11 protein-coding genes are annotated in these 11,189 nt (G+C 75.1%); 1 reads left to right on the top strand and 10 read right to left on the bottom strand.

Annotated elements, in window-relative coordinates:
* Positions 1 to 249: 249 nt before the first annotated feature.
* The 10 genes from ACGFYY_RS05730 to ACGFYY_RS05685 all read right to left on the bottom strand — a co-directional run bounded on the left by ACGFYY_RS05730 (position 250) and on the right by ACGFYY_RS05685 (position 10,796).
* A complete protein-coding gene (locus ACGFYY_RS05730) occupies positions 250 to 1,650 on the bottom strand; it encodes an aldehyde dehydrogenase family protein (protein ID WP_393707266.1) in 1,401 nt (466 codons plus the stop codon).
* 135 nt (positions 1,651 to 1,785) lie between these two features.
* Positions 1,786 to 2,532, bottom strand: coding sequence for an arylmalonate decarboxylase (locus tag ACGFYY_RS05725; protein WP_393707265.1), 747 nt, complete (start codon positions 2,530 to 2,532; stop codon positions 1,786 to 1,788).
* A complete protein-coding gene (locus ACGFYY_RS05720) occupies positions 2,533 to 3,246 on the bottom strand; it encodes a hypothetical protein (RefSeq protein WP_393707264.1) in 714 nt (237 codons plus the stop codon). It abuts the gene before it with no gap.
* A complete protein-coding gene (locus ACGFYY_RS05715) occupies positions 3,243 to 4,079 on the bottom strand; it encodes an SDR family oxidoreductase (RefSeq protein WP_393707263.1) in 837 nt (278 codons plus the stop codon). The genes ACGFYY_RS05720 and ACGFYY_RS05715 overlap by 4 nt, the downstream gene beginning before the upstream one ends.
* A complete protein-coding gene (locus ACGFYY_RS05710) occupies positions 4,076 to 5,050 on the bottom strand; it encodes a hypothetical protein (RefSeq protein ID WP_393707262.1) in 975 nt (324 codons plus the stop codon). The genes ACGFYY_RS05715 and ACGFYY_RS05710 overlap by 4 nt, the downstream gene beginning before the upstream one ends.
* Complete coding sequence (locus tag ACGFYY_RS05705; RefSeq protein ID WP_393707261.1) at positions 5,047 to 5,865, bottom strand: hypothetical protein; 819 nt, start codon at positions 5,863 to 5,865, stop codon at positions 5,047 to 5,049. The genes ACGFYY_RS05710 and ACGFYY_RS05705 overlap by 4 nt, the downstream gene beginning before the upstream one ends.
* Before the next feature lie 4 nt (positions 5,866 to 5,869).
* The gene (locus ACGFYY_RS05700) at positions 5,870 to 7,060 is read right to left on the bottom strand and encodes a Rieske 2Fe-2S domain-containing protein (protein ID WP_393707260.1); all 1,191 of its coding nucleotides are present in this window, start codon (positions 7,058 to 7,060) and stop codon (positions 5,870 to 5,872) included.
* A gap of 57 nt (positions 7,061 to 7,117) precedes the next feature.
* Complete coding sequence (locus ACGFYY_RS05695; RefSeq protein ID WP_393707259.1) at positions 7,118 to 8,200, bottom strand: hypothetical protein; 1,083 nt, start codon at positions 8,198 to 8,200, stop codon at positions 7,118 to 7,120.
* On the bottom strand, positions 8,197 to 9,003 hold the full coding sequence (locus tag ACGFYY_RS05690; protein ID WP_393707258.1) for a hypothetical protein: 807 nt from the start codon (positions 9,001 to 9,003) through the stop codon (positions 8,197 to 8,199). The genes ACGFYY_RS05695 and ACGFYY_RS05690 overlap by 4 nt, the downstream gene beginning before the upstream one ends.
* A gap of 5 nt (positions 9,004 to 9,008) precedes the next feature.
* Positions 9,009 to 10,796: a nitrilase-related carbon-nitrogen hydrolase gene (locus ACGFYY_RS05685; protein ID WP_393707257.1), complete on the bottom strand. Its 1,788-nt coding sequence runs from the start codon at positions 10,794 to 10,796 to the stop codon at positions 9,009 to 9,011.
* A gap of 105 nt (positions 10,797 to 10,901) precedes the next feature.
* Between ACGFYY_RS05685 and ACGFYY_RS05680 the strand changes: the two genes are divergently transcribed.
* Entirely contained in the window at positions 10,902 to 11,186 is a 285-nt protein-coding gene (locus tag ACGFYY_RS05680; RefSeq protein ID WP_393707256.1) for a Dabb family protein, read from the top strand.
* Positions 11,187 to 11,189 lie beyond the last annotated feature (3 nt).

Raw genomic sequence — 11,189 nt, 5'->3', positions numbered from 1 at the left:
ACGGCGGGGGGGGGGGGGGGGGCGGGGGCCGGGCCGGGGGGGGGGGGGGGCCCCGCCGGGGGGGGGGGGGCGCCCCGGGGGGGGTGGGTGGGGGGGGGGGGGGGGGGGGGGGGGGGGGGGGGGGGCCCCCCCCCCGGCCGCCCCCCCCCCCCCCCGCACGGCTGCCACGGCGGTCGGGCGCGCTCGATGCCGAGCCCCGGTTCGGGCACCCGCCGGACCCGCACAGGCAGGACCTCGCTCCCGTCGCCGTCAGCCGCGCCCGTGCCGCAGCCGGATCAGCGCGCGCAGCGCGAGCGGCTTCCACCACGCCGAGCGCAGCCGGGTCAGCCCGGAGCCGGTCAGGTGCGCACGGCGTACGGTCACGGCCTGCGCGGAGGTGAACTCCAGCAGCCCCTCCCTCCCGTGCACCCGCCCGAAGCCGCTCGCGCCGTTCCCGCCGAACGGCAGGCCCGGGATGCCGCCGAAGGTCAGCACGCCGTTCACCGACACCATGCCCGCCCGCAGCCGCCCGGCGACCGACGCGTCCGCCGAGCGGGAGTAGACCGCGGCGCCCAGCGCCTGCGGGACGGCGTTGGCGCGTGCGACGCCCTCGTCGAGGTCCCGCACCAGCCGTACCACCACCACCGGCCCGAAGGTCTCCTCCCGCACCGCGGGCCGATCCTCGGGCACGTCCGCCAGCACGACGGGATCCACGAGGCCGGACGCCCGGAACGACTCGGGCCCGCCGACGAGGAAGCGACCGCCATGGGCCGCCGCGTCCTCGACGTGGACGCGCACCACGTTCTCCTGCTCCGCGGTGGTGAGGCGCCCGTAGTGGTCGCCGGCGCGTACCCGCGCCAGCTCCGCCGTCAGTGCCCCGACGAACTCCGCCCCGACCGCCCGGTCCACGTAGATCCGCTCCACCCCCGCGCAGGTCTGCCCGGCGTTCGAGAACGCCCCCCACGCGGCTGCCCGCGCCGCTGCCCGTACGTCCGCGTCCGCGGCCACGATCAGCGCGTCGTTGCCGCCGCACTCCAGCACCACCGGGGTGAGGGAGTCGGCGCAGGCGGCCATCACCGCGCGGCCGGTCAGGGTGGAGCCGGTGAAGGCCACCTTGTCCACCCCGGCCCGGCACAGCGCCTCCCCGGCCCGGGCCCCGCCGGCCAGCAGCCGCAGGGTGTCCGCCGACGCCGGGTTCGCCCGGTGGAAGGCGTCCACCAGCGCCCGTCCCGTCTCCGTCGTGTACTCGCTCGGCTTGAACACGGCCGCGTTGCCCGCCGCCAGGACGCCGGCCAGTATGCCCAGCGGAGTGAGGGCCGGGTAGTTCCACGGCCCGATCACGCCGACCACGCCCAGGGGCCGACGCGCCACCAGCGCCCGGTGCTCGGCGGCAAGCAGCCCCGGCGACACCCGGCGCGGGCGCAGGACCCGGCGGGCGTGGCGGGCGGTCCAGGCCAGGTGTTCCAGGCCGACCAGCAGCTCCAGTTCGGCGTCAGCCGCCGGTTTGCCGGTCTCCTTGCGGATCACGGCGACCACGTCCGCCCGGGAGCCCGCCAGTTCGGCGGCCCACCGGCGAAGCCCGCGCTCCCGCTCGCCGAAGGCGAGTGAGCTCCAGTCGGCGGCGGCCTCACGGGCCCGGGCCAGCGTGCGGTCGATGTCCGATGCGGTCATGGCGGTGTCAGCTCCCTGGCTGGCCGGGCGGCGGGCACGGGGCAACCCCGGGCGCCGCCCGCCGCGGCCGGCGCCCGGGGGATGTGGTGCCGGCTCGACTCGCGCCCCCCGACGCCGTGTCGTCCGGAGTCGGGGTCAGTGCTCGCGCAGCAGGGTGCCGTAGCCGTGCAGGGTGTCGCGGCAGCCGTTGTCCCGCAGCGCCATCCACCACGTGGCCGCGTTGATCGCGATCACGGGCAGCCCGAGCCACCGCTCCGCCTCGTCCGCGAGCGAGACCATCGACAGGTTCGTCCCGCACTGCACGATCGCCTCCACGCCCGGCAGCGCCGCCAACTCGACGAGCGCCGCGCGGAGTTCGGCTTCCGTCACATGGGCGATGGACACGGCCGTCGGGCAGCGCAAGCCCTTGATGCCGGCCACCTCGAAGCCCAGCTCGGTGAAGAACCGGTCGACGTTGGCGTCGCCGACCGGCTGGTAGGGGGTCACCACGGCGATCCGCCGCGCCCCGAACAGGCGCAGCGCCCGCTCGCAGGCCTCGGCGCCGGTCGCGACCCGGAGCCCGGTGATGTCGTGGATCTGCTGCACGAAGGCCCGGTTGCCCTCGACACCGCCCCAGAACGTCTCCGCACTCATGCCCATGACCATGTAGTCCGGCTCGCAGGTCAGCACCCGCTCGCAGGCCGCGCCGATCTCGTCGCGGATCTGCTCCAGCAGCCGCTCCATGCCCGCGTCCTGGTCCATGTTCTGGTCGCGGATGTGGATGCGCGAGAAGTGGGAGGTCACGCCCGGCACGGACATGCGGGCGAAGTCGGGTTGCACGATGGTGTTGGTGCTGGGGGCGATGACGCCGAACTTGCGCCGCCAGCCGAGACTGTCCGTCATTCACGCCGCCGATCGGCCGTGGGGGAGGGAGGACGACGAGAGCGGGGAGGGGGTGCGGGCGGCGCGCCGGTGCTTCGCCAGCCGCCACGCGAGCAGGACGAACGCCCCCTGCGTGAGGGTGTTCGCCGACTGCTCCACCCATTGGAGCGCCACGCTCTGGTCGGGGCGGGCCGCCAGCGGGCCCAGGACGTACATGCCGGTGAGCCACAGCCCGCCCGCGGCCGCCGCCACGCTGTCCCCGTGCGAACGGGCCAGCAGGATCAGCCGGACCGCGCACACGGTGACGGCCACGATGGTCAGCACCATGTACGGCGCCGTCGAGGCGAGCAGCAGCCCCGCCGCCCCGGTGGCCGCCCAGACCGCGGCGAACCCCCACAGCGGCGGGGGCCTGCGGACGGACGCCGGATCGTGCCCGTCGGCGGGCAGCGTGAGCAGCGCGTGGGCCAGCAGGAGGAAACCGGCCGACAGGCACGGAAACAGCGTGCCGTTGAGGGTGTGGAGGTCGGGGCCGTCCAGGGCCACCACCAGCTTCCAGGTGGCCTTCGAGAGCCCGCCGAGGAAGATCAGCGCGGTTCCCGCCACGGCCGTACGCGCGGTGCGCACGCCGTGGCCGCGCAGCGGACCCGTCAGCAGTACGGCCCCGACGCCCGTCAGGACGACCGGGACGAAGTCCTCGACCGCGAGCGACAGCGGATAGTCCAGGGCTCCGCTCACAAGGCGCCCTCCCGGTCCGCTGCCGACGGCAGCTGCTCCGGCAGCACCGACCGCTTGCGCAGCGCGGCCGTAGCGAACCGCCCGGCCGCCTTGCGGCGCGTCAGCCACGCCACCCGGCCGCCGCTGGCCGTACGGTCGTCCAGCACCCGGTCCGCCAGCCAGGGGGCGACCGTCTCGACCCGGTCGGCCAGGATGTTCAGCACCGGCCGCGCCTTCGCGTACTCCTGCGGCGTGTAGTCGTGCCACAGCAGGTCGGTCGCCACGATCCCGGGCGACAGCAGCAGCGCCCGAACGTCGTGGGCGCGGGCCTCCCGCTCCCGCTTCAGGTCGGCCGCCAGGGCTCCGGTGAGGTAGGTGACCGCGCGTTTGCTCGCCCCGTAGACGCTGAGGCCGGGCATGGTCCGGCCGTCGGAGCCGAAGCCCTCCATGTTCCACACCCGGCCGCGGCCCTGCCGCAGGAAGCGCTCCGCGGCGACCGCACTGCCGTTGACGACGCCGCGCAGGTTGACCGCCTCCACGGCGTCCGCCTCCTGCGGGCCCAGCTCCCACAGCGGTTTGCGCGCCGTGGTCGCCCCCGCGTTGTTGATCCAGACGTCGACCGGGCCGAAGGCCTCCTCGGCCGCCGTCCACAGCCCGGCGACCTGGTCCCGGTCGGTCACGTCCGCCGGGTGGCCGACCGCGTGCGCGCCGCCCCCCAGGCTCTTGAGGGCGGCCTCCACGCCCGCCGCGTCCCGCCCGCAGAAGGCGACCTTGCAGCCGCGGTCGAGGAACGCGCGGGCCAGCCCGTGCCCGATGCCGCGGGTGCCGCCCGTGATCACCACCGTCCGGGTCACGACGCGGCCTCCCAGTCCAGTACGCCGTGCAGGACGGCCGCCAGCTTGTTCCCGCCGAACAGCTCGTACGTGACGGCCAGCCGGCCGCCCGCCGCCATGGCGGGACGCGCGTCCAGGACGAACTCCCGCCCGCGCACGCGATGCACGTCCCCGCTCGTGAAGTGCCACAGCGGGAAGTTCGCCCGGCCGAAGGCTTGTGCGTTGCCCCAGGCGTCCGGGCCCTCCCAGAACTCGCGGGCGCCGTCGCGGCGCCGTTCCACCGTGAAGGACCGGTCCAGGCCGGCCCCCCGCCAGGTGACGTGGTGCCGGGCGCGCAACAGGTCCACCGGCCGCACCGCGATCTCCACCTCCACGTCCCCCAGGTGCTTCTGCTCCGCGCTCCACAGTTCGCACCGGCCGGTGAAGGCGCCGGGCTGCTTCGTGGGCAGGATCCACGGCACGGGGCCGGCATCCGTCTCGGCCGCCACGTGACGGGCGACCTGTTCACGGGTCGCCTCACTGGTGTCGTGGTCGGTGGTGCGCACGTACACGCCGTTGAAGCAGCCGATCACGGTCCAGCCCTGGTGCAGCACCGAGGAGTAGACCTGCGTCCGCCCGTCCGGCAGGACGTGGTTCCAGGTGTTCAGTGCCACCTGCCAGCCCGGCCCGTAGTAGTGGGCGTCGACGAACGAGCCGTACGGCTGCCCGCTGCCGTGGAAGTCCGGCCCGGTGTAGAGGCGGTTGTCGTCGGCGTCGCTCACGCCGAAGGCGAACGGCGCGGCGAGCTGGAACCGGCCGGCGAGCGGGCCGCCCTGCCGCAGGCCCCCGTCCATCCGGTACAGCGTCTCGCCGTCGGCGAACTCGGAGGAGCGGCGGATGTCCTCGTACCCGCACCAGGTCCCCTGCGCGTCGAACAGCGAGGGCCGGCCGTGCCATTCCCCGGCGATGCGCTGCTGCCACTGGCTCGGTCCGGGTCCGGAGGTCCCGCTCATGCCCCGGCCTCCTCATCCGTCAGTCTGCCGGTGGTCAGCAGCCCGCGCAGGCCGTCGGTCGCGTCCGGGCCCAGCAGCCGGTCGACCTGCGCCCACACGGGGTCGATCTCCCGGCTGAACAGGGCCTGGCGCAGCCGCCGGTCGCGCAGCGGCGCGTCGCCCTCCTTGGCCTCGGCGGCGGCGTCGGCCGGGAACGCCCGGGCCAGCTCCAGCCAGTGCCGCAAGTACTCCTCGGCGATGGGGGTGATGGCCCGCAGCGCCGACTCGTCGGCGCGGTGCACCAGCATCCACGGGGACATCAGGGAGCGCTGGCGCGGGCTGATCGCCGCCGGGGTCAGGCCAGGGATCTCCGAGGCCCGGGCGAACGGCGCGGTCAGCGGCCCGTACACGAGGTCCGCGTAGGAGGGGCTGACGGCGAGGTCGACGCGCTGCACCAGGTCCAGGTGGAAGGCGTATCCGCCGCCCGCCTGCACGGAGTCGAGGGTGAAGTGCGGCAGCGGGCCGTCCGCGGCGCCGAAGGCGAACAGCATGTGGCTGTCCAGGCCGAAGGCGGGCACCACCAGGGAGACGGTGACGACCGCGTCGACGCCGCCCTGCCCGTCGCCGCGGAAGTACCGTACGGCGCCCACCGGATCGGGGGCCGCCGGGGTGGTCAGCACGCTCCAGGGCGTCGGCCGCTCCTGGAGCTCCGTCCCGGCCAGCAGGGCGTCCAGCACGCTCCGGGAGAGCCGGGCCGCCGGGGACACGCCGTCCGCGGCGGCGCCGGGGGCGTCCGGAGCCGGCCCGGGCGGCGGTACGGATGCGGGGGAGGTCATGAGGCTACTCCTTCTCACTGGCCGGTGCCGGGGACTGGGCCCCCTCGACCGTCGGGTGGAATCCCTGGGCCTTCTGCTCCCAGGCGCGGGCGAGCTCCGGGACCGCGCGCCGGCCGGGGGAGGCGATGACGGTGGCGCTGCGCCCCGGAACGTATCCGACGATCCGGTCGGCGTCGCTCACCGCCCAGCCCTTGGCCGCGAGTTCCTGGCGGCGCCTGCGGTAGGCGACGGAGATCATGTCGGAGCGCAGGTGCAGTTCGGCGCCGAGGTCGGCCGGCAGCAGCTCGGGACGGGTCCCGTCCACCACCGGGGCGTCCTGGTCGAAGATGCCGAGCACCCGCTTGCGGGCGTTCCTGTCGGCCCAGTCCCCGGTGAAGAAGTCGCGCAGCGCCACCCACTTCACCAGGGTGGTGGTCTCGTCGACGGGGATGTTGGTGTCGTAGATGATCATGTTGCCGAGGGGTAGCCGCACGTGCAGCTTGATCAGGTTGGGCAGCATCCAGCCCGCCGTGGTCACCACCGGCGGCCGGTCCCTGCCCCGGGACGTGCGGTCCGTGTACAGCTTGGACCACAGCCCCTTGGCCGCGGGCGGGTTCAGGGCCACGGTCGCGAAGGCCGACCACTCGTCGGGCTGCTCGACCGTGTACTCCTCCACCTCGGGCCGGTCCGGATTGCCGAAGGCGCCCGCGTGCACGAAGGGCGTGTGCGCGATGTCGCAGCCGTTCTCCAGGACCCGCTCGTAGTTGGAGTGCCACAGGAACTCCCCGGTGACCGCCTTGAACCGGCCTCCGTCCTGGACCAGTTCACCGAACTCCGGCCAGTGCGGGATCGGCGGCCGCTCCTCCTCGGGGAGATCGCCGAGGAACACCCAGACGAAGCCGTACCGCTCCTGCACCGGGTAGGAGTCGACCCGCGCCTTCTTCGGGATGCCGCGGCCCGGCTGGTTGGCCGGGATCGTGGTGCAGGCACCCTCGGGGTCGAAGCGCCAGCCGTGGTACGGGCAGACGACGCAGTCGTCCTTGAGGGTGCCCGCGGACAGCGCGGCCCCCCGGTGCGCGCACAGGTCCGACAGGGCGACCGCCTTGCCGGCCGCGGTCCGGTACAGCACGAGGGACTGACCGAGGCAGACGGCCTTCAGGGGCTTGCGCAGGACGCGGTCGGAGAATTCGACCGCGTACCAGAAGTTCTTCAGCATCAGCGGAGCACCTCGCGCTTTCGGGCGGTTCGACATCGGTGGGGGACGGGGCGGACATCAGCGGCGCCGCACGCGGAGCAGTCCCGGATGCGGGGGCGCCAGCAGGGCGCTGTACGCGTCCCGATCCGCGGAGACCGCCGGGTCCGTCCGGTCCGTCCGGTCCGTCCGGTCCGACGGGTCCGTCGGGTCCGCGGGGCCCGGCCGCCGTGGCAGCGCGGCGGCGCAGAACGCCGTCACCAGGCGGCCGATGAGGGCGCGCGCATCGCTCCCGGAGCCGTCCCCGCCAGCCTCCGGCGCCTCCAGGAAGCCGCGGGCGCTGGTCGCGTCCACCGGATCGCAGAAGGCGAAGTGACCCGCCCCGGCGACCCGTACCCAGGCGTGGGCGCCACCCGCGTCGGCCAGCGCCTCGTGAAACGTGCGCACGACGGGGTCGGCGGCGGCGTCGTCGTCGGCGTCGGCGGCCGGGGCCGGCGCCGCCCCGTACCGGTCCGTGCTCGCGGCGATCACCCCGTCGTGCTCGCCGGACATCAGCAGGACGGGCACCCGCGCGCCTACCGGCAGCACGGTGCCCGGCGGATGGCCGAGCGCCGCCGCCACCAGCGTGTGCGCGCCGTACGTGAACACCCCGCGCAGCCCCGGCACATGGGCGGCCGACTGCAGGGCCACCGTGCCGCCCGCCGAATGTCCGCCCAGTACCACCCGCTCCAGGTCCAGCAGCCCGGCCAGCGGCGACGCGGGGGCCGGCTCGGCCAGGGCTCCGAGCAGCGCCCCGATCAGCGGCGTCGTCGCCCGGGTCCCGTAGGTGCCGGGGGCACATGCCTTCAGGTCGATGCCCGGAGTCACCCCCCGGCTCCCGCCGAACAGCTCCCCGACCAGTTCCGCCGTCACCGCGGCGAACCCCCGGCCGGCCAGCAGCACCGCCAGCCACCGGTAGGAGTCGGCCGGCACGTTGATGCCGGGCAGGAGGACCACCACGGGGAAGGGGGCGTGCCCGGTGTCGGCCGCGATCACCCCGGTCAGCCGCTCGGCGTCGGACCCGGTGGTGCGGGCGGGGTAGAAGACCCGCAGGTGCGCGGTGTCGTAGGGCTCCTTGAGGCCGGGCACCCGGCAGGCCCGCCACTCGGACCGGACCTGGTTCACGAGGGCCTCGGCAGGCCGCGGTCGCCGCCCCACAGCGCCCGCACCAGCCGGTCGGTGACCTCTTCGCCGAAGTACCGTACGGCCATCACGTTCGCCGGGTCGCGCTCGACGATGTTGCGGCGGACCGCCAGGTCGGCGGCGGCCAGCGCCCCGCGCTCGGCGGCTGGCACGGGCGCGGCCTCCTCCACCCACACCAGCCAGCGGTCGACCTGCTCGTGCATCAGGCGGCGCACCAGCGCGATGTGCCGCTCGTCGCGGGGCATGGAGTAGCAGTAGGCGGTGGGGGAGAGGCTGCCCCGGATGAAGCCGGCCCGGCTCGTGAACCAGGTCAGGTCCTCGTACTCCTCACGCACCGCGAGCCACTCCTCCTCGGCGGGGGCGTAGTAGCGGTCGTAGTAGTCGCCGTCGGCGACCAGGCTGGTACGCGGCACGGAGTCGAGGTAGAACCAGCCGCCGGGCCAGCACAGCAGGGCGAGCCCCAGGTGCGGGACGCGCACGTGCGGGCCCAGCCAGACGGTGAGGTGGAGGTTGACGAAGCCGTGCTCCGGGTCGCCGACCCAGGAGTGGATCATCCAGTCGATCTCGGGGCCGGTGTAGCCGGCCAGCGAGCCGCGCGGGCCGCCGCCCTCCGCGCCGAAGGCCTCCAACTCCTCGGTGGAGGGGTCCCGGTGCAGCTCGAAGCGGGCTGCGATCTTCTCCTTGAGTCCGGCCAGCAGCTGCTGCCACTGCACGAAGGTCTCGGTCACATCGGTGACCGGAGCCTCGTCGGCCATGTCCTGGACGGCCTTGAGTGTCTGGGACACGTCGCTCACAGTGCTCCTCCGGTGGCCTGGGTGTGGGGATGGGGGTGGGGGGTCGCGCGGGCCGGACCGGGCCCGGCGGGCCGGGGCGCCACCAGGGCGCCCGCCAGCCTCCAGGGGCGTCCGTCGACCAGGTCCGTCCCGCGCGAAACCAGCCGCCGCCCGGCCTGGCGGGGCCGGACGGAGGCGAGCGTCAGCCCGGGGCCGGCCGCCGTGCTGGTGGGCGTGCTGATGGTGCCGTCGAAGGGCGCGTCCCGGGAACGCCACAGGCCGAACTCCACGGGAAGGGCGTGGACGGCGCCGTCGCCGGGGCCCGCCGCCACGAGGTTGATCCGGTTCTCCGCCGCCCGCTCGGGCAGACCGAGGGCGTACTCCCAGGGCTCGGTCGCGCCGCCGAGGCAGACCGCGGCCGTATCGGCGCCCGCCAGCGCGGCCAGCCGCAGCGTCTCCGGCTGGACGGCGTCGTCGGCCAGGACGACGGCGACCCGGCCCCACGGCGTGTCGTGGGTCAGCAGGGCCGGTGCCTCGCCCGCGCGGGCCCAGCCGCGGTGGCGGGCGCCGTCGTGCAGCTGGTGCTGGGTCAGGACGGGCCCGTCGCGGTCGAGCAGCACCCCGGCGTGGCCGGCCGGCAGCGGGAGCGTGCAGGCGAGGTACGCCGAACCGCCTGCCAGTGCGCCGCGCAGGGCCCGCATCACGGCCCCGGCCTCCTCGGTGTCGGGCCGCCCCGGGCGGGGCAGGACGCCGCCCGGGTACCAGAACAGCTCGGGCAGCACGATCAGGGCGGCGCCCCGCCCGGCGGCTTCGCGCACCAGCCGGGCGGCGTCCTCGACGGCCGCGTTGCCGCTACCGGAGGGGCGGACGACCGCTGCCGCGATCTCCCCGGCGCGGGTCCCCGCGAAGGCGGGCGCGGGGGCGGGCGGGGAGGCGATCTGCCGGTAGAGGTCGGGCCGGCGTACCGTGAAGGCGTCGGTGCCGTCCGCCCGGCGCTTGTCGGCGGCCGCCTCCACCCGGATGTCGGCCACGATGACGGCCTCCCCGCGCCGGGGGGCCCTGGCGACGACCGTTCCGTCCGGGGCGACGATCTGGCTCTCGCCGGCTCCCTCGAGGGCCTCGGCCGGCACCCCCATGGCGGCGCTGATCGCGCCGATCCGGTCCGCGGGGAGCAACGGCCCGACCTTGTTGGCCGCGACGACCCACACCCGGTTCTCGGCTGCGCGCACCGGAATGTGCAGCGCGGCCTCGTCCAGGGCGAAGGAGTTGAGGCTGTTGAGCAGCAGGTGGGCGCCGCGCAGGGCCAGTCCCCGGCACACCTCGGGGACGACCCCCTCCATGCAGGAGTACAGGCCGACGGGTCCCAGGGCTGTGTCGATGACCGGGCCGGGCTCGGTGGCCGGGTCCAGGTGGTCGTTCTCGCTGCCCATCAGGACCTGCTTGTCGGCCGCCCCGGCCAGTGCCCCGTCCGGCCCGTACAGCAGACTCGTGGCCGTGATGCGCTCCGCGCCGGGGCCGCCGCCTGAGGCCAGGGTGACGTGGGTCTTGACGTACATGCCGTGCCGGGCGGCGTGCGCGGCGACCGGCCCCAGGAAGTCGTCCCCGGGCCGGCAGGCGGCGGCCAGCGCCTGTTCCCGGTCGTCGTACCAGGACAGGTGATTGCAGAACTCTGGCAGGACCACGAGAATCGCGCCCTGCTCCGCCGCGGCGTCGATCATCCGCAGGCACGCGGCCAGATTGGCCTTCCGGTCCCGGCCCACGGCGAACTGGGCGGCCGCGACGCGGACCGTGCGCGCTTCGTCCATGGTGAACTCCATTGGTTCCTCTAGCGGAACAGTGTTTCCCGAACATACACTCGCTGCGCCCTCCCGCGACAGAGGGAGGTGCCATCGAGCGAAGGAGCAAGTGCCGTGCTGGTGCACGTCGTTCTGATGCGGTTCACCGATCCCGCCGACGCCCCGGAGGCCGCCGAGCGGCTGCGGCGCCTGGCGGGCTCCGTTCCGCAGATCACGTCCCTGGACGTCGGCCTCGACGTCTCGGGCTCCGAGCACTCCTACGACCTCGCCCTGACCACCCGCCACACGGACCCCGGCGAACTCGCCGCCTACCAGCGCCATCCCGATCACCTGGCCCTGGCCGCCTGGCTGGGGCCCCGGCTCGCCCACCGCGCCGTCGTCGACCACCTGGAGCCCTGACGC

This window comes from Streptomyces sp. NPDC048331 (assembly GCF_043201215.1).
Lineage (GTDB): Bacteria > Actinomycetota > Actinomycetes > Streptomycetales > Streptomycetaceae > Streptomyces.
The sequence above is the reverse complement of the archived record's forward strand: the minus strand, read 5'-3'. Positions and strand labels throughout refer to the sequence as shown.